The 19,730-nt window shown below is 51.9% G+C and carries 21 protein-coding genes and 1 other annotated feature; of the genes, 5 read left to right on the forward strand and 16 right to left on the reverse strand.

Annotated features, from left to right (window positions below):
• Positions 1-40 precede the first annotated feature (40 nt).
• Positions 41-721 carry an adaptor protein MecA gene (gene mecA / locus ACVX3G_RS16165; RefSeq protein WP_011230320.1) on the reverse strand — a complete coding sequence of 227 codons (681 nt, stop codon included), beginning with the start codon at positions 719-721 and terminating at the stop codon, positions 41-43.
• 210 nt (positions 722-931) lie between these two features.
• On the opposite strand from mecA, the gene ACVX3G_RS16170 reads away from it, so the two are divergent.
• The gene (locus tag ACVX3G_RS16170) at positions 932-1,591 is read left to right on the forward strand and encodes a TerC family protein (RefSeq protein WP_014195176.1); all 660 of its coding nucleotides are present in this window, start codon (positions 932-934) and stop codon (positions 1,589-1,591) included.
• Between the two features lie 50 nt (positions 1,592-1,641).
• On the opposite strand, the gene spxA is transcribed toward ACVX3G_RS16170, so the two are convergent.
• The 7 genes from spxA to ACVX3G_RS16205 all read right to left on the reverse strand — a co-directional run bounded on the left by spxA (position 1,642) and on the right by ACVX3G_RS16205 (position 8,349).
• Entirely contained in the window at positions 1,642-2,040 is a 399-nt protein-coding gene (gene spxA / locus ACVX3G_RS16175) for a transcriptional regulator SpxA (RefSeq protein ID WP_479454556.1), read from the reverse strand.
• Positions 2,041-2,310: 270 nt separating this feature from the next.
• Complete coding sequence (locus ACVX3G_RS16180; protein WP_479454557.1) at positions 2,311-2,544, reverse strand: hypothetical protein; 234 nt, start codon at positions 2,542-2,544, stop codon at positions 2,311-2,313.
• Between the two features lie 69 nt (positions 2,545-2,613).
• Positions 2,614-3,549: an ABC transporter ATP-binding protein gene (locus ACVX3G_RS16185; RefSeq protein WP_025038852.1), complete on the reverse strand. Its 936-nt coding sequence runs from the start codon at positions 3,547-3,549 to the stop codon at positions 2,614-2,616.
• Positions 3,542-4,603: an ABC transporter ATP-binding protein gene (locus ACVX3G_RS16190; RefSeq protein WP_014195173.1), complete on the reverse strand. Its 1,062-nt coding sequence runs from the start codon at positions 4,601-4,603 to the stop codon at positions 3,542-3,544. Before ACVX3G_RS16190 ends, ACVX3G_RS16185 begins: the two co-directional genes overlap by 8 nt.
• Before the next feature lie 21 nt (positions 4,604-4,624).
• Complete coding sequence (gene opp3C / locus ACVX3G_RS16195; protein WP_013146073.1) at positions 4,625-5,647, reverse strand: oligopeptide ABC transporter permease; 1,023 nt, start codon at positions 5,645-5,647, stop codon at positions 4,625-4,627.
• Positions 5,644-6,573, reverse strand: coding sequence for an oligopeptide ABC transporter permease (gene opp3b, locus ACVX3G_RS16200; RefSeq protein ID WP_011230313.1), 930 nt, complete (start codon positions 6,571-6,573; stop codon positions 5,644-5,646). Before opp3b ends, opp3C begins: the two co-directional genes overlap by 4 nt.
• Positions 6,574-6,696: 123 nt before the next feature.
• Positions 6,697-8,349, reverse strand: coding sequence for a peptide ABC transporter substrate-binding protein (locus ACVX3G_RS16205; protein WP_021321877.1), 1,653 nt, complete (start codon positions 8,347-8,349; stop codon positions 6,697-6,699).
• Positions 8,350-8,775: 426 nt separating this feature from the next.
• Between ACVX3G_RS16205 and ACVX3G_RS16210 the strand changes: the two genes are divergently transcribed.
• Entirely contained in the window at positions 8,776-9,150 is a 375-nt protein-coding gene (locus ACVX3G_RS16210; protein WP_011230311.1) for a DUF3899 domain-containing protein, read from the forward strand.
• A gap of 50 nt (positions 9,151-9,200) precedes the next feature.
• Positions 9,201-9,435 (forward strand) — a binding site (T-box leader).
• A gap of 50 nt (positions 9,436-9,485) precedes the next feature.
• Positions 9,486-10,472, forward strand: a complete 987-nt coding sequence (gene trpS / locus ACVX3G_RS16215) for a tryptophan--tRNA ligase (RefSeq protein WP_013146076.1) — start codon at positions 9,486-9,488, stop codon at positions 10,470-10,472.
• A gap of 61 nt (positions 10,473-10,533) precedes the next feature.
• Here the strand turns inward: trpS and ACVX3G_RS16220 are convergent, their stop codons facing one another.
• From ACVX3G_RS16220 to ACVX3G_RS16240, 5 genes are all read right to left on the reverse strand, one after another.
• Positions 10,534-11,274: a YjbA family protein gene (locus ACVX3G_RS16220; protein ID WP_014195169.1), complete on the reverse strand. Its 741-nt coding sequence runs from the start codon at positions 11,272-11,274 to the stop codon at positions 10,534-10,536.
• 85 nt (positions 11,275-11,359) lie between these two features.
• The gene (locus ACVX3G_RS16225; protein WP_011230308.1) at positions 11,360-11,566 is read right to left on the reverse strand and encodes a YuzI family membrane protein; all 207 of its coding nucleotides are present in this window, start codon (positions 11,564-11,566) and stop codon (positions 11,360-11,362) included.
• Between the two features lie 136 nt (positions 11,567-11,702).
• Positions 11,703-12,506: a DUF2268 domain-containing putative Zn-dependent protease gene (locus tag ACVX3G_RS16230; RefSeq protein ID WP_011230307.1), complete on the reverse strand. Its 804-nt coding sequence runs from the start codon at positions 12,504-12,506 to the stop codon at positions 11,703-11,705.
• Between the two features lie 144 nt (positions 12,507-12,650).
• Positions 12,651-13,889, reverse strand: coding sequence for a beta-ketoacyl-ACP synthase II (gene fabF, locus ACVX3G_RS16235; protein ID WP_068894959.1), 1,239 nt, complete (start codon positions 13,887-13,889; stop codon positions 12,651-12,653).
• A 40-nt stretch (positions 13,890-13,929) separates the two neighbouring features.
• Positions 13,930-14,862 carry a beta-ketoacyl-ACP synthase III gene (locus ACVX3G_RS16240; RefSeq protein ID WP_068894961.1) on the reverse strand — a complete coding sequence of 311 codons (933 nt, stop codon included), beginning with the start codon at positions 14,860-14,862 and terminating at the stop codon, positions 13,930-13,932.
• A 258-nt stretch (positions 14,863-15,120) separates the two neighbouring features.
• Between ACVX3G_RS16240 and ACVX3G_RS16245 the strand changes: the two genes are divergently transcribed.
• On the forward strand, positions 15,121-15,372 hold the full coding sequence (locus ACVX3G_RS16245) for a hypothetical protein (RefSeq protein WP_014195166.1): 252 nt from the start codon (positions 15,121-15,123) through the stop codon (positions 15,370-15,372).
• A 34-nt stretch (positions 15,373-15,406) separates the two neighbouring features.
• Here ACVX3G_RS16245 and ACVX3G_RS16250 read toward each other — a convergent pair whose 3' ends face one another.
• Entirely contained in the window at positions 15,407-16,147 is a 741-nt protein-coding gene (locus tag ACVX3G_RS16250; RefSeq protein WP_014195165.1) for an alpha/beta fold hydrolase, read from the reverse strand.
• Positions 16,148-16,280: 133 nt separating this feature from the next.
• Here ACVX3G_RS16250 and ACVX3G_RS16255 point away from each other — a divergent pair, with 133 nt between their 5' ends.
• Positions 16,281-16,469 carry a YjzD family protein gene (locus ACVX3G_RS16255; protein ID WP_025039308.1) on the forward strand — a complete coding sequence of 63 codons (189 nt, stop codon included), beginning with the start codon at positions 16,281-16,283 and terminating at the stop codon, positions 16,467-16,469.
• Between the two features lie 227 nt (positions 16,470-16,696).
• On the opposite strand, the gene clpB is transcribed toward ACVX3G_RS16255, so the two are convergent.
• On the reverse strand, positions 16,697-19,282 hold the full coding sequence (gene clpB / locus ACVX3G_RS16260; RefSeq protein WP_014195163.1) for an ATP-dependent chaperone ClpB: 2,586 nt from the start codon (positions 19,280-19,282) through the stop codon (positions 16,697-16,699).
• A 107-nt stretch (positions 19,283-19,389) separates the two neighbouring features.
• On the reverse strand, positions 19,390-19,569 hold the full coding sequence (locus ACVX3G_RS16265; protein WP_011230299.1) for a YjzC family protein: 180 nt from the start codon (positions 19,567-19,569) through the stop codon (positions 19,390-19,392).
• Positions 19,570-19,730 lie beyond the last annotated feature (161 nt).

Below are 19,730 nucleotides of genomic sequence, written 5' to 3' on the forward strand. Positions count from 1 at the left end.
AACGCCGATTTCTGGCGGCGAAATCGGCGGAATGGAAACATTATAAGGCTGGAAAATACGTTTTGATCGTTTCGAGTGCATTGTCGCCCATAATTTCAGTCCCGTATTCTTCAAGTCGATAAATCGTCAGCTGGGAATCGCTTCCGTATTCCAACAGAAGGCTGAGCATATTGTCCACTTCCTGCTCGGTGTAGCGCTCGTCAAACTCCACGAACAAGTAATAGCGGCCTTCAAATTGGAACAGGCGATTCGACAACCGAGAGAAGTCAGCGCGATGGGCCAAGGAAATGACATCCTCGATATCCTTGAACGAAAGGATGAATTGAAGGACATCTTGCTCTTCTCTCTCCTCGGCGTCCCCGTTTTGACCAAAGTGGAAATGGTGGCCGAACAGCGATTCCACCTTTTCACCAGCTGACAGCGAAAACTCGCGCCATTTCTCTTCTGGAAGCGGCAGCTCGAGCTTGCTTCCGTCTTTGGACAACTGCGCTTTCGTCACGACGACTTCAAGCCCTTTTTCGAGCGCCTGCACTTGGATCCAAAGCGGGCCATCGAGCGAAAAATCGCTTTCCCCGTGAACTTCATCCATCATTTCCCAAAATAATTCTTCGCTTCGTTCCCGATTGTACCAAATTTCCTCGCGGTCAAAGCCGCGCTCCTCTATATCAACATAGGAAATGTAGAACTTCACCGTATGTTCATTGATGCGTTCGATTTCCATTTCTCAACTCTCCCTTCTAAAACAGAGAAATAAAAAAGGAAGGGATTGTGCCCCTGAAACTATTTAAATCAAAACTTATGATCTTGTACTTTTATTTTATGATAAAAAGCGAAAGAAGGGAAATAAAAAAACGCATTTTTAAAAATTGGTTATGAAACCGGCCATGCCCTACTATAATGATGATGAACACGGACGGAATGAGGGACGCCTATGGTGGATGAATACATCGTTTCCATCTTGCTGATTATCGGCATTGATGTCATTCTTGGCGGGGACAATGCGGTTGTCATTGCGCTAGCAAGCCGCAACTTGCCGGAACAAAAGCGGAATGTGGCCATCATTGTCGGCACCGCGCTGGCGATCGCTGTTCGCATTGTCTTGACGGTGGCCGTCGTTTGGCTGTTGACGATTCCGTTCTTGCAGCTCGCTGGAGGCGTCGTCCTCTTTTGGATCGCCTTGAAACTGATCGGGCAAAAAGACGAAAAACCGACTATGATCAAAGCCGAACCGTCGCTTTGGAAAGCCATCCAGACGATCGTCGCCGCCGATGTCGCCATGGGTCTTGACAACGTCATCGCCATCGCTGGAGCGGCTCAAGGCCATATCGGACTTGTTGTGTTCGGTTTTCTCTGTTCCGTTCCTATCATCATTTTAGGCAGCAAAATCATCCTTTATGCCATGGAACGGTTCCCGATTCTCATTTATGCCGGCGGCGCCCTCTTGGCGTACACCGCTGGAAAGATGATCGCTGCCGAAGAGCGGTTGCGCCCGTTTTACCCCCCGAATGGGGAGGCGCTGTTTCCAATGGCGGCGGCCGTTCTTGCCGTTTTGCTCGGCTTGGCGGCCCACCGCCGGTCGCGCGCCGCATAAAGCAAATGATAAAAAACTTCTACATGGCAGACCATGTAGAAGTTTTTTTATTACCCGTTCACCAGCCGCTGCGCTTCACGAAGCTGATACGCCCGCACTTTGCGCGGCAGAAAGCGGCGGATTTCATCTTCGTTGTAGCCGACTTGAAGCCGCTTTTCATCAATGATGATCGGCCGGCGCAAAATGCCTGGGTTTTTCTGAATCAGCTCGTACAAATCTTGCAACGGCAAAGCTTCCAAGTTAATATTCAGCTTCTGGAATACTTTCGAACGGGTGGAAATGATCTCATCCGTCCCCGTTTCCGTCATCCGCAAAATCTCTTTAATCTCCTCGACCGTGAGCGGCTCAGAGAAAATATTGCGCTCGATATAAGGAATATTGTGCTTCTCGAGCCACGCCTTCGCCTTCCGGCACGATGTGCAGCTCGGTGATGTGTATAGTTTGACCATTTTGATCACTCCTTTTTCACAAGGAATCCCTTGCTTCCCTCGTCCGTCAGACGACAGACGTGCACCGCTATGCCGGTTTGACGTCTGACAGCATAGCGACACGGCCTGGACGCCAGTCTGGCGATCAGCCGCTTTGCCAATCGTTTGCAAATTGAAATGACTTTAACATGATATATTATACAATACATCGGCCAAGAAAGATATAGTTTTTCGATGATAAATGCAATTTTCTTTCTTTCCTCTTCCAAAGTGAAGGCAAATCCTCTACAATCAAAGTAGAAAAGGAAAAGGGAGGAAGAACCGATGGCCGGCTATTTCATCGACTTTGCCATTGCTTCGGCATTGATCGTCGTCCTCACCGCATTGATGGGGAACATCAGCAACACGATCGGAGAGCGGATGTTCGGCCGAAACAAAAGTGGAAAGCATGTTGAGGCCTCCCGCCGCATCCAACAAGGATGGAAAGTCGTCGGGGGAAAAAATAACGCGCCAAAACAGGCGCATAGGTGGGTGCCGCCTCTTTCGCCGTTCGCACCATGCGGCGGTGAAAGAGCGGCGCTTTTTTCGATTCGGCTAGGCATACATCGCCCGATACCGCTTATATTCTTCCTCTGAACAAAGCACAAAATGGCCAGGCGTAATTTCGCGGAATTCGAGTTCCTCTCCGTCTTTGTAGCCATGTTGCGCCGGGTCGTACATGATCCGCTTGCGCGTCCGCTCCGTTTCCGGATCTGGAAGCGGAATAGCGGAGAGCAATGCCTTTGTATACGGATGGATCGGATTGCGGTACAGCTCTTCCGATTCAGCGAGCTCGACCATTTTCCCGAAATACATGACGCCGATCCGGTCGCTGATGTATTTGACCATCGACAAGTCATGGGCAATAAACAAGTACGTCAACCCTTTTTCACGCTGCAGGCGCTTCAATAAGTTCACGACTTGCGCCTGAATGGAAACGTCAAGCGCCGAAATCGGCTCATCGGCGATGATGAATTCCGGCTCGACGGCAAGCGCCCGGGCGATGCCGATCCGCTGGCGCTGACCGCCGGAAAACTCATGCGGATAGCGGCTCGCATGCTCGCGGTTCAAGCCAACCGTCTCAAGCAATTCATACACGCGTTGCATCCGTTCTTCTTTCGTTTTCGCCAGCCCATGGATGTCAATGCCCTCAGCGATAATGTCGGCGACCGTCATCCGCGGATTGAGCGACGCATACGGATCTTGGAAAATCATCTGCATTTTCCGATTTAACTCTTTCAGCTCTTTTTTTGATTTTTTGCCGTGCACATTGACGCCGTTAAACAGCACTTCTCCTTCCGTCGCTTCGTACAGCCGGATGATCGTCCGCCCCGTTGTCGACTTGCCGCAGCCCGACTCGCCGACAAGGCCGAACGTTTCACCTTTATAAATGTCAAAGGTGACGCCGTCGACTGCTTTCACCACCTGACCGCGTCCAGCTGGGAAATACTGTTTCAAATTTTTGACCTCAAGCAGCTTTTGTCTAGCCACGCGGTTTTCCTCCTTTCCGGGCGACGATGTCAGCAAACCGTTTCATCCGTTCACGCACGATAGCCGGCGGTTCCACTTTCGGCGCCATTTCATGCAACAGCCATGTCGCCGCATAGTGCGTATCAGACACTTGGAACATCGGCGGCTCGAGCTCATAGTCAATTTTGAGCGCATACGGATTGCGCGGCGCAAACGCATCGCCTTTTGGCGGATTTAACAAATCCGGCGGCGAACCCGGAATCGAATACAGCTCCGTATCTTTATGATCAAGGCTCGGCATCGAGGCCAGCAATCCCCACGTGTACGGATGTTTCGGATTGTAAAAAATTTCATCCACCGTGCCGATCTCCACGATTTTCCCGGCATACATCACGGCCACTCGGTCGGCCATGTTGGCGACGACCCCTAAATCATGGGTGATGAAAATAATCGACATGCCGAGCTTTTTCTGAATGTCTTTCATCAACTCCAAAATTTGCGCCTGAATCGTCACATCAAGCGCTGTCGTCGGTTCATCGGCGATCAAAATTTTCGGATTGCACGCCAAGGCGATGGCGATGACAACACGCTGGCGCATCCCGCCGGAAAATTGGTGCGGGTATTGCTTCATGCGCAGCTCGGCGTTTTTAATGCCGACCAGCTGCAATAGTTCAATCGCCCGTTTGCGCGCTTCATCTTTCGACAGCTTTTGATGCTTTAAAATCGCTTCCATAATTTGTTTCCCAATCGTCATCGTCGGATTGAGCGACGTCATCGGATCTTGGAAAATCATTGAAATTTCCGCACCGCGGATCGATTGCATCTCTTTCTCCGACAGCTTGGTCAAGTCTTTGCCTTCAAATAAAATTTCCCCTTGCTTAATCCGGCTCGGCGGTGTCGGCAACAGGCGCATCAACGCTTTTGAAGTCACTGATTTCCCAGACCCTGACTCGCCGACGATTGCCAGCGTTTCTCCCTTATACAAGTCGAACGTGACGCCGCGAACCGCCTGCACTTCACCGGCGTGGATGTCAAAGGAAATATGCAAATCGTTCACCTGCAAAATTTTCTCCATCGGTTTCACCCCTTCCGTCGGTTATTTGCGCATTTTCGGGTCAAGCGCATCGCGGATTCCGTCTGCCACCAAGTTGAAGCTTAAAATGAGCAAGCTGATGACAACGGCCGGAATAATCATCAAATGCGGATATGTTTGGATCGATTTGTATCCATCATTGACAAGCGAGCCAAGCGACGCTTCCGGCGGACGGATGCCAAGGCCGATAAAGCTCAAAAACGCCTCAGTGAAGATGGCCGATGGAATCGTGAACATCGTCGTAATAATGATCGGGCCGATGACGTTCGGGATCAAATGTTTGAAAATGAGCCGTGATGTCGGCGCTCCGAGCGTCCTTGCCGCCAACACGTATTCCATGTTCTTTAATTTCAACACTTGTCCGCGCACGATCCGCGCCATCGTCGTCCAACCGGTAATGACCATCGCCAACGTGATGGAAATGATTCCAGGCTCAAAAATCAAAATGAACAAAATGACCATAATTAAATACGGAATGCCGTTTAAAATTTCGATGATCCGCTGCATCACATTGTCGACGCGGCCGCCATAGTAGCCGGAAATGCCGCCGTACGCAATCCCGATCAATAAGTCGATCAACGCCGCGAGCAAACCAATGTAAAGTGAGATGCGCGTGCCATACCACGTTCTCACCCACAAGTCGCGTCCTAAGTCATCCGTGCCAAACCAATAGTACTCTTTCACGCCGCGCTGTTTATATACATCAACGCCGTTCGCATCCCGGCCGTCAAACGGAAGCCAATGAACATGCTCGAGCACCGGGATTTTCGGCGGAAGTTTCGCATGCCGCAAGTTTTGATCTTTATACGTCCGGTCGCTCGCCATCGGGGCGATGATCGCCATGAGCGTCAAAATGATAATCATCACGAGCCCCACGATCGCTGCCTTGTTTTCCCGAAGGCGAAGCCAAGCATCCTGCCAAAACGTCAAGCTCGGACGATTGATTTTTTCCTGCTCACCGACGTTCGGCGGGGCGGGCTGAAACCATTCCGGTGAAAGTTGTTCGTATTGTTGTTTCGCCATCATTTTTTCCCTCCCGCTAACCGGATGCGTGGGTCGACAACCCCGTACAACACATCAACGATAAAGACTGCCAAAATCAACAAGGCGGAATAAAACAACGTCGTTCCCATAATAACAGGGTAATCGTTCAGTTCAATCGAACGGACAAACTGCTCTCCAAGACCAGGGACAGCAAACAGTTTCTCAATGACAAGCGTTCCCGTCATTAAATTGACGGTCATCGGTCCTAAAATGGTAATGACGGGGATAAGCGAGTTGCGGATGGCGTGCTTGATGATAACCCCCGCCTGGCTGATCCCTTTCGCCCGAGCCGTCAAAATGTAGTCAGAGCTTAACACTTCAAGCATTTCCGTGCGCATAAAGCGGGCGATGCTGGCGATGACTCCGACAGACAGCGCCAAGGTCGGGAGAATCGTATATTTGAAGCCTTCCCAAAAGGCGACCGGAAGCCATTGCAGTTTCACAGCGATAAAATATTGCAAAAACCCCCCTAACACAAACGACGGGATCGAGGCGCCCAACACCGCAATGACCGTAGCTGTGTAATCTTCCCAATGATTATGTCGAATCGCCGCGACAATTCCGAGAATCAACCCAACGATCGTCCCAAAAACAATCGCCTGAAACCCGAGCTGGGCCGACGGGCCGATTCGATCGCTGATGAGCTCTGTCACTGGGCGGTTGTCATATTGGAACGATACCCCCAAGTCTCCTTTCAACAAATTCCCTAAATATTGAATGTATTGAACAGGCACGGGCTTATCCAATCCGTACTCTTTTAAAATAAGCGCCTTCTGTTCCGGCGTTAATTTCTCTTGGTTTTGCAGCGGCGAACCAGGCAGCAGCTTCATTAAAAAGAACGTCAACGTCGCAATGATAAACAACGTGATGATCATATAAACGAACCGCTGAAGCGTATACCGCGCCATGACCGCACCTCCTCTGCTTTTCTACAATCTTCGTTGTTTTTCGACATTTTTCGCCTTGGCAGGCAAAAGGAGAGTATATGCCTAGGCATATACTCTCCTCCGCATTTTCAAGAGAACAACGGATTACTCGACATACGCCCATTTCAAGCTGTAGTCGGCGCCAAACGTGTGCGTGACGAAATCTTTGACGTATTCACGTTGCAAATACGCAGCGCCGCGTTGGTACAGCGGAGCGATCGGCATTCCTTCAAAGACGATTTTTTCTGCTTTCAGCATCGCATCCCAACGAGCTTGCTGATCGTTGGCAAGCGTCGTTTGCGCGTCTTTGATCAGCTTGTCGTACTCAGGATTCGACCAGCCTGTTTCGTTGTGCGGGCTTGTCGACGTCCAAAGCTGCAGGAACGTCATTGGGTCTTGATAGTCCGGACCCCAGCCGGAGAACGACAAATCATATTGCATGTTGCTTTCGAGCTTCAGTTTTTGTGCAAACGGTTGTTGCTTAATGTTGATCGTCAAGCCCGGCAAGTTTTGTTCAAGCTGCGCTTTCACATACTCGCCGATTTTCTTCGCGCTGTCGGTGTCATAGTTCAGCAGTTCAAGCGTAAATTTGTCTTTGCCCAGCTCTTTTTTCGCTTGCTCCCACAATTTTTTCGCTTCATCCGGATTGTAATTGACCAAATCGCCATTCACATCGCGGAAGTCTTTGCCATCCGGACCGGTGACGAAGTCTTTCGGAACGGTGAACTTCGCCGGAATCGAACCGTTGTTCAAGAGCGTATCGACCATCGCTTGCGTGTCGATGGCCATCGCAATCGCTTTGCGGGCGTTGACGTTGTTCAACGGTTCTTTTTTCGTGTTCATGCGCAGCCAATAGAGCGACGGATCCAATTTCGTATGGAAGTTTTTGTCGTTTTTGTACTTATCCACGAACTCCGCCGTCAAGCCGACGCGGTCCGCTTGTTTTGTTTCATACAAGTTGACGGCTGTCGCCGTGTCTTTCACGACTTTCACATTGACTTTTTCCAGCTTGACGTTGTCTTTGTCCCAGTAGTTCGGGTTTTTCGTATATACCCAACCTTGTTCGTGCTTCCACTCGCTCAACACGAACGGGCCGTTGTACAATGTTGTATTCGCTTCCAATCCATATTTGTCGCCTTGAGCTTTGACAAATTTTTCGTTTTGCGGCATAAACGTGCCAAACGCTGTCAAGCCGACGAAATACGGAACTGGGTTTTTCAGCTCGACTTTAAGGGTGTAGTCATCAAGGGCTTTGACGCCGACTTGGTCAAGCGGCACCTTGCCTGTGTTGGCTTCTTCCGCGTTTTTAATGTCGTACATGATGTACGCATATTCCGATTTCGTCTTCGGATCAAGCACGCGCTTCCAGGCGAATTCGAAATCGTGCGCCGTCACCGGATCGCCGTTGGACCATTTCGCATCTTTGCGAAGCTTGAATGTATACGTTTTGCCGTCTTGGCTCACTTCATAGCTTTCCGCGATCCCTGGCACCGGCTTGTTGTCTTTGCCTAAACGGTACAGACCTTCCATGACGTTGTTCAACACGATAAACGATACTTGGTCGGTGGCGAGCGCCGAATCAAGCGACGGGATCTCTTGGCTTTCAAGCAAGTTCAGCACCTGCTCCTTCTTCTCCGCCGGCTTTTCGCCGCCCTGGCCGCCTTGAGCGTTGTTGTTGTCCTTGCCTCCGCCGCACGCCGCTAAAAACGTCGACAGCGCGAGAAGCAGGACGAGGAAGAAAGAGAATCGCTTCTTCACTAAAAAACCCCCCTTAAAATTTATGTAGCGTATTACAAATCTTCTGAACCATTTGATTTCAGAAGATTGTACTTACATCGCTTATTATATCCTGTGTTAGTATATTTGAAAAGGATTTTTTTATTTTCTTAAATAAAAAAATTTCAAACTACTTACAAACGGGATGAGGATCGGATTGCATTTACACCTGCATTGTAACGACTTTTGCCACAATTGTAAACAAAAAATTTCTGCTTACAGAAAAAAGAAAACGCTTACAATATAATTTTTTTGCCCTTCCTTTCAGCTTCGAAGCAAATCTCTCCTGAACTTCCAGGTTTCTTCTATATTTTTCAATATAATTTTGTTAATAATTTTGACAATCTTCCCGCCCACATGATTTATGATAAAATAAGCAGTGAGAAGGGAAAGGCGGGAACAGACGATATGAAACAAACGGCTGTGCGGACTGGATGGCTCGTCGCCGCGATGCTGGCGGCAAGCGCACTCATCGTAATAGGGCAAGGAGCATGGAGTACGGTGGCCTTTATTAACGTTTCGTTTTTGCTCTCCCTTTTGCCTCTGTCGCTTGGCGGGCTTTTGTTTGTTTATGAACGCGGGTTTTTCAGCGGATTCGCATACGGGTTTCGCCGATTGCGCAGGAATCGAACGAAGGTGGAGCGGTATCTTGAGGAAGCGGCAGCAGAACATGAATCGGATGAGCTGCTCGGTCCGCGGCGTTTCGCCATCACGTATCCGCTTCTCTTTTCTGGTCTGCTTCTGTTTCTGGCGATGATTGCCGCCGGATATGCCGTGCAATAAGGTTGCAACAGCTGAATGTTTTCCGTATAATATAAGGCAAATCTAGGATCAACCGAGCGATGAGAAAGAAGAGTACATATTGGCGATGCCTTCAGAGAGCTTGTGGACGGTGCGAACAAGCGGCTAGCCATATGGAATGGGCTTTCGAGCTTCCCGCCGAACCGGCGACGCAGTAGGCGAGGACGTTTCCCCGCGTTACAGGGGGCCATGCGCTAAGCATGGGCTGAGCGATTGCGCTTGTCGGCGCAATAAGTAGGGTGGCACCGCGGTCCTACCGTCCCTATCAGAGGGCTGGCAGGGCCTTTTTTATTTTTTGCTTGAGGGAGTGAAGATCGATGAAAACCATTTTTTCCGGCATTCAGCCAAGCGGCGTCATCACCCTTGGCAACTACATCGGGGCGCTGCGGCAGTTTGTCGAGCTGCAGCATGAATACAACTGCTATTTTTGCATCGTTGACCAACACGCCATTACCGTTTGGCAAGACCCACACGAACTGCGGCAAAACATCCGCCGCCTCGCCGCTTTGTATTTAGCAGTCGGCATCGACCCGACGCAAGCGACGTTGTTCATCCAGTCAGAAGTGCCGGCGCACGCTCAAGCCGCTTGGATGCTGCAGTGCATCGTTTATATCGGCGAACTTGAGCGGATGACGCAATTTAAAGAAAAATCGGCCGGCAAAGAGGCGGTCAGCGCCGGACTGCTCACGTACCCGCCGCTGATGGCCGCTGACATTTTGCTTTATAACACCGACATCGTCCCGGTCGGCGATGATCAAAAGCAGCATATCGAATTGACGCGGGATCTGGCCGAGCGCTTCAACAAACGGTATGGCGAGCTGTTCACGATCCCTGAGGCGCGCATTCCGAAAGTCGGCGCCCGCATCATGTCGCTTGTCGACCCGACGAAAAAAATGAGCAAATCCGACCCCAACCCGAAAGCGTACATCACACTGCTTGACGATGCGAAAACGATCGAGAAGAAGATCAAAAGCGCGGTCACCGACTCGGAAGGAACGATTCGCTACGACAAAGAAGCGAAGCCAGGCATTTCGAACTTGCTCAATATTTATTCGACGCTATCCGGTCAATCGATCGAGGAGTTGGAGCGGCAATACGAAGGAAAAGGATACGGCGTCTTCAAAGCAGACCTCGCTCAAGTCGTCATCGAAACGCTTCGACCGATTCAAGAGCGGTATCACCATTGGATGGAAAGCGAGGAGCTTGACCGCGTGTTGGATGAAGGGGCGGAAAAAGCAAATCGGGTTGCATCGGAAATGGTGCGCAAAATGGAGCAAGCCATGGGGCTCGGGCGGCGGCGGTAAATAGCCGCATCCAGCGAAGCCATACAAAAACGGGCAGGCGCCTATCGCCTTGGCCCGTTTTTTAATTGACTTTTGGTTCTTGCTCCATTTCCCACAGTTTTTCGAAAAATGGCTGCCCTTTGATCAAGTTTTCGCACAGCTGCTCATGCCGTTCGGACCACCCGTATTTCGTCTCGTTATACAATTGTTCCCACGCTTCATCAAAAGACATTTTTTGAATAGCGGCGTATTTTTCCGGCGCCCATTCCGTATACCAATAGCGCATCTGGGCAGCATTTTTTGTCGAATAAAGCTGGTCAAGCGCCATAAACAACAGCTGTTTCAACTGCCGCTCTTTGCGCGTGAGTCCGCACATCAGTTCCGGAGCCGGCGATAAAATGTGGTATTCTTTTTCATACCTCGGCAGCGGATAGTCCCGTTCCTCCGCTTCGGCCGCCATTTCGTAGACGAGTTGTTCCTGACGCGGAATGAGACGGCTTTTGCGAATCGGGATTTGATAACCGATTGTATCGACAGCCAAAACGCCGGCGCCGTCCGTGACAACGAAACAATAGTCCAGCTGAATGCGTTCATGGTTTTTGCGGACATACGCCTTCTGATGCACATCGTCTAGCAGCGGTTTTGGAAGATCGGACAAGCTGTTTTCAATGTAATGAAACAGGGCCGGGGATACTTTTAACAGCGGCACTTGGTCGAGCAGCTCGATTTGATCGTCCTTGCGCCATTCATGGAAATGGCAGACGTTGTATCCGTTCTCTTCTCCTTCAAACCAGTTGACCCAAATGTCGTGCAGATAAAGCATGCGAGACCCCTCACTTCCAGACGTGTTTGTCCATCAGTATAGGCAGAGGGGGAGAATTTTATTCCATTTCGTCCTCTTTTCCCCTCTAGGGGCTGCGGCTTGGAAACGTCAAGCTCCCCCACATCAAAAGAAGGCCAATAGGGAATAAATAACATTCCACCCTTGTCGAAATATAAGATAAGTATTCACTAAAACCACGCTCTGGAGTGATGATGTTCAAATAGGCGATCACCATCATGCCGCCGACGACTGAAAAACCGAAACCGACCAAATAAAAAAACAGGCGGACCACCGGGCTTTCCCTTCCTTCTTGTCCACGTCCTTGTTCTACATATATGTCGGCGCCATGGACAACATGCCTGTTTGCGCCCGATGCCCCTAAGATTCTTGTGATAACCGGACAGCGGCGGTCGCCATGCGGTTTCGAGCTAAGACGCTCCTTGCTGTTTGCCTGAAAAGCCCGCCAACTCCGCGATGTCTTTCGCTTCCATCTTCATCAATTGGGCGAGCGAATAGCCTCTTTCTAGGCAACGACGGATGATGGCATACCCAACGGCATAGCCCCCCATTTTCGGATGCCATCCAAGCCCGTACAAAATGCGGGAAGTATGCGGATGCGAAACGGGCAAATGTTGGTTCGGGACAATATAACGCCGCCAAAACCGTTCCATCTCCCGATCGGTGTAATACTTCGTCCATCCCGCACACTGCTTGACGCCGACTGTCTCGGCGACGGCATGCTCCGCCAATCCTTCCATAACGACTGCATCCAGCAACGTCGCATCTTCGCCTTCGTTCGGCAACTGCTTGAGACGGCATACATGGTTGTATTCATGCGCCACCAACGCGGCGATCTCCTCGTCGCCATGATCCGGCAGCAAGAAGAAAAACAATTTATCAGCAAACGCCACCCCGCCTTTTCCTTGGAATTCGCGCACAAGCTTCCGGTTTTCGTCATCGGCCGGCAGCAAAAATACCGGAACGTCCGGTCCCTTCCATATCCCCCGTTGCCGTTCATACAAACGGCCAAGACGTTCCCAAAGACGGCGCTCTTTCATCTCCGGCAAAAGCCGCTCGGCCTGCCGAGTGCTTCGGTACATGCCATACAGCCGTAAATAGCTGTAAATCTCACGCGCCGGCATCTTGCCAAAAAGCGGCGCCAACCGTGCGCACAACCGGAGCGGATCGCCTTCATCCTCTTCAAGCCATCGATCGGTCGGAAGCAATCCCATCGCTTTTCCCTCCTTTTCTCTTACGTTATGTCGGCAGCGAAAAGACGGTGAAACAAAACAAAAAAGAGAGCCTGACGCTGAACCGAACCCGCCGTTAGTCACGCGTTTTCAGCTCTGCTCAACCAAGGCTCTCCTTTTCATCCATTACACATATTTTTTAAAAATCAATGTCGCATTATGGCCGCCAAATCCAAATGAGTTGCTTAAGACCGCACGCACGTCTTGCTTGCGCGCTTCATTCGGCACATAGTCGAGGTCGCATTCCGGATCCGGTGTTTCGTAGTTGATCGTCGGCGGAATGATGCCGTCGCGGATCGCCAGCACGGAGAAAATCGCTTCCACCGCGCCGGTCGCCCCGAGCAAATGCCCAGTCATCGACTTCGTCGAGCTGACGGCGAGCTTATAGGCATGATCGCCGAATACTTCTTTGATCGCCGCCGTCTCATACTTATCATTGTACTCGGTGCTCGTGCCGTGGGCGTTGATGTAATCGATCTCCTCCGGCTCCAGGCCAGCGTCATGAAGCGCTTGGCGCATCGCCCGCACGCCGCCTTCGCCGCCCGGAGCCGGCGCGGTGATATGGTACGCATCGGCGGTCGCACCGTAACCGACAATTTCTGCGTAAATCTTCGCGCCGCGGCGCAACGCGTGCTCCAATTCCTCAAGAACAACGATGCCTGCTCCCTCACCCATGACGAAACCGTCGCGTTTTTTGTCAAATGGGCGGCTCGCCGTTTTTGGATCTGGATTGGTTGAAAGAGCCGTATTGGCGCAAAAACCGGCGAACGACATTTTCGTAATCGGCGCTTCCGTCCCGCCGGTGATCATGACATCGGCGTCGCCGCGCTGAATGACTTTAAACGCATCACCGATCGAGTTCGCCCCGGTCGCGCAAGCGGTCACCGTGCACGAATTGATCCCTTTCGCTCCGAGGATGATCGATACTTGCCCAGCGGCCATATCCGGGATCATCATTGGCACGAAAAACGGGCTCACTCGGCGATAACCGCGCTGCTGGAAAATCTCAAACTGCTGTTCAAACGTCTCCATGCCGCCGATGCCAGAACCAATCCAAACACCGACCCGTTCAGCGTTGCTTTCATTAATGTCGAGATTGGCATCTTTGACCGCCATGAGCGCCGCAGCGACGGCGAATTGGGTAAATCGGTCCATCTTCCGCGCCTCGCGGCGGTCGATAAACAGCGACGGATCGAAGTCTTTCACTTCCGCCGCCACTTTCGCCGGAAAGTCGTCCGGATTGACGCGGGTGACAATGTCGATGCCGGACTGGCCGGCGATAATGTTTTTCCACGTCGTTTCTGCGTCATTCCCAAGCGGGGTGACGGCGCCTATGCCTGTCACGACGACTCGTCTTTTTTCCATCGTTTCCGTCTCTCCTTTTATTTCGATAATATACGTGCCGTTAACGGCCCCAGCGCAAAGCGATCGCGCCCCACGTCAGCCCGCCGCCGAATCCGACCATAATGATGAGATCATCGTCATGGATTTTGCCCGCTTCCAACTCTTCTACAAGCGAAATCGGAATGGATGCGGCCGACGTGTTGCCATATCGACGGATGGTTGTCGATATTTTCTCTTCTGGCAGCTCGAGCCGCTGTCTGGCCGCTTCGACGATGCGAATGTTCGCTTGATGCGGAATGAGAAAGTCGACATCGTCTTTCGTGAGCCCGGCTTTTTCAAGCACACGCACGCTTGATTCTCCCATTTGCCGGACGGCGAACTTGAATACTTCACGGCCGTTCATGACGATATATTCGTCTTTGTATAAATGTTTTCCTCCTGTTCCGTCAGCTCCCAACTCGAAAGATAAAATCCCGCGCCCGGGCGACACCGGACCCATGACGACCGCTCCGGCGCCGTCGCCGAACAGCACCGCCGTGTTGCGGTCGGTCCAATCGATGATTTTCGATAGTTTGTCTGCCCCCACTACTAATATATACTTGTAGGCGCCTGTGTCAATAAATTGGGCGGCCGTGACCATCCCGTACATAAACCCCGCACAGGCAGCGCTGATATCAAGCGCAGCGGCGTTGACGGCGCCAAGCCGCTCTTGCAGCATGCAAGCGACCGACGGAAACGGACGGTCCGGAGTGACGGTGGCAACTAAAATGAGATCAATATCCTTCGCCTCCATGCCAGCGTCTTGAAGCGCCCTTTCTGCGGCAAAATACGCCATATGGGACGTATCGATGTCATCCGGAGCGATGCGGCGCTCCTCGATCCCGGTGCGCGTCCGGATCCATTCATCCGATGTATCCATCATTTTTTCCAAATCAAAGTTGGTCAACACTTTTTCCGGCACATAGCGGCCGACCCCGATAATTCCTGCTCCCATATCATTCATCTCCTCTTTCTTTCCCAAAATGGCAAAAAAACGCTCACGCTGACAACCAAACTTGAATGTACAATCAGTCTACATCACCAATTATTATTACTTGGTACTAATTTTAGCCGAAAGAGCGTGGATGCGCAATAGAAAACGAAAGTTGAACCAGCGCTTTCCGTACCCCTAAGGCATTTGTCCAAACCGCTTTTTCCCTTCTGCCATACAATACAAATACGAGCAACCATCGCATGAAAGGGAGGATCGCCCATGGCCAACGGCGAAGCACAAGAACAACATCGCGAACGGCAAGACCGTTTTTCCCGCCTAATGTTCGGATCTTTTCCTTCTCGCGCAACCGGCGAGCGCGAAGATCAAGGGAGCGGGGCAGAACCGCCTTTACTGCCGAATATCGATTTCATGAAGCTGTTTGAAAACGTCAATACGCTAGCCGACTCATTGCAACAATTAAAACCGCTCGTGAAAAAGATCACCTCGCTCGTCGACTTATTGAAAAAATAGCAGACGCACCGGTCGATGCGTCTGCCCTTGTCGTTTACGGGAGTTCATTGTATTGGCAGAAAAATTGCCCGATTTGTCGAGCCAGTTGGCGCCGTTTCTCCGGCAGCTCGTAAACGACGCGCACCCGGTTGTTTGTCGTTTTCATCCATTGTTCATATTTACGGCTATGCAAGGCGGATGGATACGGGCTCACTCCGGCCAGCTGCCAAATCGTCACCGGAACGTCATGAGGACTGAGAAAGAGGGACGGAACAGCCTCGGGCACCTCCTCTTCTTTCAAGCCATAGGCAGTCGCGATTTCCCTCACCATCCGCCGGTACACGAATGGATGTTCCTGTTCATAGTCAAGCTGGGCGCGAACATCAAGGCAAGGGTTGATCATGGCGACGGCGCGGATTTGACTTGGCATGGCGCCAAGCAGTTGCAAGGCAACGAGCGCGCCCATTCCTTCGGCAACGATATAGATGCGCTGGTTCACAATTTCGCTTTTCAACACCGAGTAAATGAGTTGGCGCGCCAGCCGGACCGCTTTCGGACTTCCCCAATGCCGGCCGTACAAATGGGACGAAAAGACCGTATACCCACGTTCCAACCAATCTTCCAGCCATTGGCGCCGCCCCGGATGCTCGAGCCAAAAACTCGTCTGTTCGTTCACAAAATGGTCGCCGTCGCCCATTAAAAAAAGGGCAAACCCATTTGGGCGCTCCGGCACGTGAACGATGCACCATTGCTCATCGAGTTGAAAAAACCGCCGTTGTCCTGCCATCGTTTCCATTCACCCTTGTTTGGCAATGCATAATGGTACAGTATACGATATGCGCGGCCAAAAAAAACGTCCGGGTATATGCCTACGTGACAAATTGTGATAAGATAAGAAAAGGAATGACGAGAAGATGGGAGGAACAAAGATGCGCTTGTTTTGGACGTTTTTTTGGACGTTTTTGCTCGTGCAAATGGCAACGTACGTCATGGGCTCGATGCAAGGGATCGGCTATGATTTCGCAACCGGCGCCTTGCTTGGCGTGATCGTGACGATCTTAGTCTTCGTGATTGCAGCCTTGATTCCGGACGAGCCGGCCGGGGATCACCATCATTGATCATTCGCTTCATAAGACAACGCCTTGGGGTGAAAGTCCCAAGGCGTTGTTTTTTGTCATCTTTAACCGAGAATCCTCCCACTTCAACACCTATATAGGGTAAGTGGAGGAGCATTCCATCCATATTGATCTGGGCTTGTGTTTTCCGCCCATGCTCAAACAATGCGACCAACCCCGGCAGACAAGAAGCACGTCTCTCCGCGTCGTCGGCGCCCCCTTCAGCTCGTTTACGCCGACGGACGAATGGCGATCTGCCCGTTGTCAACATCGACCGTGACGGTGCTGTAATCTTTCACCCGCCCAGCGATCAGCTCTTTCGCAAGCGGCGTTTCGATTTGCTTTTGCATAAACCGTTTGAGCGGGCGGGCGCCGTATACTGGGTCGAAGCCCGCTTCGGCAATGTATTGCTTCGCCGCTTCGGTCAGCACGAGTTCGATATGCCGATCGGCCAAACGGGCCGACAGCTCGCGGGCGAACTTTTCGACGATGCCTTTCACTTCATTCATCGACAATGGCTTAAATAAGACGATATCGTCGATCCGGTTTAAAAATTCTGGGCGGAAATGGGCGCGCAGTTGGTCAAACACTTGTTTGCGCGTTTCTTCATCGATGTCGCCATGTTTGTTTTCTAACAACAGCGGCGATCCGATGTTCGATGTCATAATGACGACCGTGTTTTTAAAGTCGACCGTCCGCCCTTGCGAATCGGTGAGCCGTCCGTCATCCAGCAGCTGCAGCAGGATGTTGAACACTTCCGGATGAGCTTTTTCGATTTCATCGAACAACAGAACGGAATACGGCTTGCGCCGCACTGCCTCGGTCAGCTGGCCGCCTTCCTCATAGCCGACATAGCCGGGCGGCGCTCCGATCAAGCGGGAGACGGCGTGTTTTTCCATATACTCGGACATGTCAAGACGGATGAGCTGCTCCTCACTGTCAAACAGCGCCTCGGCGAGCGCTTTGGCCAGTTCCGTTTTGCCGACGCCGGTCGGTCCGAGGAACAAAAACGATCCGATCGGGCGGTTCGGGTCTTTCATGCCGGCCCGCGCCCGCAAGACGGCGTCAGCGACAAGCTCGACCGCTTCGTCTTGACCGATGACCCGTCTATGCAGCAATTCATGAAGGCGAAGCAGCTTTTCCCTCTCTCCCTCGACGAGGCGGGTGAGCGGAATGCCAGTCCAGCGTGACACGATTTCGGCAATCTCTTCTTCCGTCACTTCCTCGCGCAGCAATTTCCCTTCACTTTGCTCACTGATTTCTTGCTCGAGCTGTTTGAGTTGCTTTTCCAACTGCGGAATGCGGCCATGGCGAAGCTCCGCCGCCTTGTTTAAATCATACTCGTTTTCCGCCTCTTCCAGTTCGCGTTTTGCCCGCTCGAGCGCCTCGCGCAAACGGCGGACGCGGTCAAGCGCCTCTTTTTCTTTTTGCCATTGCGCTTTCATGGCGTTCGCCTTTTCACGCAAATCGGCAAGTTCTTTTTGCAATGCCGCAAGCCGCTCGCGGCTCGCTTCATCCGTTTCTTTGCTTAAGGCCGCCTCTTCAATTTCAAGCTGCATGACGCGGCGCATCACTTCGTCCAGCTCCGACGGCATCGATTCCATTTCCGTCCGGATCGTCGCGCACGCTTCATCGACCAAATCGATCGCTTTGTCAGGCAAAAAGCGGTCAGAGATGTAACGGTCGGACAAAACGGCGGCCGCGACGAGCGCGCGATCGTGGATTTTCACTCCATGGTGCACTTCATACCGTTCTTTCAATCCGCGCAAAATCGAAATCGTGTCCTCGACACTCGGCTCTTGGACAAGCACTTGTTGGAAGCGGCGCTCGAGCGCCGGGTCTTTTTCGATGTATTGCCGGTACTCATCAAGCGTCGTCGCCCCGATGCAGCGCAACTCGCCGCGGGCAAGCATCGGCTTGAGCATATTGCCGGCGTCAATCGCCCCTTCCGCTCTGCCGGCGCCGACGATCGTATGCAGCTCGTCAATGAACAATATGATGCGGCCGTCGCTTTTTTTGATTTCGTTTAACACCGCTTTCAGCCGTTCTTCAAATTCACCGCGAAACTTTGCTCCGGCGACGAGCGCGCTCATATCAAGAGCGAAAATCGTTTTGTCTTTCAGCCCTTCCGGGACATCTTTGCGCACGATGCGTTGAGCGAGCCCTTCGACAATAGCGGTCTTCCCGACGCCCGGCTCGCCGATCAACACCGGGTTGTTTTTCGTCTTCCGCGACAAAATGCGGATGATGCGGCGAATTTCACTGTCGCGGCCGATGACCGGGTCGATTTTTCCCGCTTTCGCTTCCGCGACAAGGTCGCGCCCGTATTTTGCCAACGCTTCATAGGTTGCTTCCGGATGTGGACTCGTCACGCGTTGATTCCCCCTTACGTTTCTCACTGCCGCTAATAGTGCTTCCTTCGTCAGTCCAAACGACGCCAGCTGCCGAGCGACCGGCTCGGCGCCATGAGGCAACGCGAGCAGCACATGTTCGACCGATATGTACTCGTCTTGCATTCGCTTCGCTTCGTTTTCCGCCTCCTCAAGCAGCCGCGCTAAGGCGGGCGCAACATACAGCTGCCCGTCCGCCCCATGCACTTCAGGCTTTTGGCGAAGCTGGCTGCGAAGCCAGTCAGCGGCCTTTTCCTTGTCGGCGCCGGAAAGCTCCACGAGCCGCGGCGCCAGGCCGCCTTCTTGTTCGAGCAGCGCAATCAGGAGATGCTCGACATCAAGCTGTTGATGATGCCGCTCTTTGGCGAGCGACTGCGCCGCCATAAGCGCCTCTTGCAGTTTTTCCGTCAAACGGCTTGCGTCCATGCCGTTCCCTCCATTTGACCTTCTTTGACCATAAATCATTATAGCCGATCGCGAAGCACACGGCAAATCAAAAGCCACTCCATACTTGGAATGGCTTTTGTTGTACTTCACGGTTTGCGCAAATACGTCCAATGCCGATTATGGTTCGACGTTTCCGGGAACGTATCGCCGGCTTTCAGTTTCAGCTTTTTCGGGTGTTTTACATTGTCGCCCGTTTCGCCGATTTCAATGTACACGCCGTTGTTCGGCGCTTTATCCCCTGGTTTGAAATGGCGCGGTTGGCCCATTTGTTTCATCCCCCTTGCTTCGATTGCATTTGTTAGCATTCCCGGTTTTGCCGCTGTTCATAAGAAGGGAAATGATGGGGCCGCCGCACACGGAGCGTCAAGCCTTCACAATAAAAACGTTTTTTCTCATGAAAATCCTTTTCCTTGCAAAGAACGAAAAA

It is taken from the genome of Geobacillus sp. PLS 41, from assembly GCF_056494105.1.

What these genes read in the sequence shown, in the direction of transcription:
- trpS (WP_013146076.1), top strand. Translation starts at nt 9,486, where the DNA reads ATGAAAACCATTTTTTCCGGCATTCAGCCAAGCGGCGTCATCACCCTT.
- ACVX3G_RS16250 (WP_014195165.1), bottom strand. Translation starts at nt 16,147, where the DNA reads ATGGAAACGATGGCAGGACAACGGCGGTTTTTTCAACTCGATGAGCAA.
- opp3C (WP_013146073.1), bottom strand. Translation starts at nt 5,647, where the DNA reads ATGATGGCGAAACAACAATACGAACAACTTTCACCGGAATGGTTTCAG.
- ACVX3G_RS16210 (WP_011230311.1), top strand. Translation starts at nt 8,776, where the DNA reads ATGAAACAAACGGCTGTGCGGACTGGATGGCTCGTCGCCGCGATGCTG.
- ACVX3G_RS16240 (WP_068894961.1), bottom strand. Translation starts at nt 14,862, where the DNA reads ATGGGAGCAGGAATTATCGGGGTCGGCCGCTATGTGCCGGAAAAAGTG.
- ACVX3G_RS16180 (WP_479454557.1), bottom strand. Translation starts at nt 2,544, where the DNA reads ATGCGCCTGTTTTGGCGCGTTATTTTTTCCCCCGACGACTTTCCATCC.
- mecA (WP_011230320.1), bottom strand. Translation starts at nt 721, where the DNA reads ATGGAAATCGAACGCATCAATGAACATACGGTGAAGTTCTACATTTCC.
- ACVX3G_RS16245 (WP_014195166.1), top strand. Translation starts at nt 15,121, where the DNA reads ATGGCCAACGGCGAAGCACAAGAACAACATCGCGAACGGCAAGACCGT.
- ACVX3G_RS16265 (WP_011230299.1), bottom strand. Translation starts at nt 19,569, where the DNA reads ATGGGCCAACCGCGCCATTTCAAACCAGGGGATAAAGCGCCGAACAAC.
- opp3b (WP_011230313.1), bottom strand. Translation starts at nt 6,573, where the DNA reads ATGGCGCGGTATACGCTTCAGCGGTTCGTTTATATGATCATCACGTTG.
- clpB (WP_014195163.1), bottom strand. Translation starts at nt 19,282, where the DNA reads ATGGACGCAAGCCGTTTGACGGAAAAACTGCAAGAGGCGCTTATGGCG.
- ACVX3G_RS16230 (WP_011230307.1), bottom strand. Translation starts at nt 12,506, where the DNA reads ATGGGATTGCTTCCGACCGATCGATGGCTTGAAGAGGATGAAGGCGAT.
- ACVX3G_RS16170 (WP_014195176.1), top strand. Translation starts at nt 932, where the DNA reads ATGGTGGATGAATACATCGTTTCCATCTTGCTGATTATCGGCATTGAT.
- fabF (WP_068894959.1), bottom strand. Translation starts at nt 13,889, where the DNA reads ATGGAAAAAAGACGAGTCGTCGTGACAGGCATAGGCGCCGTCACCCCG.
- spxA (WP_479454556.1), bottom strand. Translation starts at nt 2,040, where the DNA reads ATGGTCAAACTATACACATCACCGAGCTGCACATCGTGCCGGAAGGCG.
- ACVX3G_RS16220 (WP_014195169.1), bottom strand. Translation starts at nt 11,274, where the DNA reads ATGCTTTATCTGCACGACATTTGGGTCAACTGGTTTGAAGGAGAAGAG.
- ACVX3G_RS16255 (WP_025039308.1), top strand. Translation starts at nt 16,281, where the DNA reads ATGCGCTTGTTTTGGACGTTTTTTTGGACGTTTTTGCTCGTGCAAATG.
- ACVX3G_RS16190 (WP_014195173.1), bottom strand. Translation starts at nt 4,603, where the DNA reads ATGGAGAAAATTTTGCAGGTGAACGATTTGCATATTTCCTTTGACATC.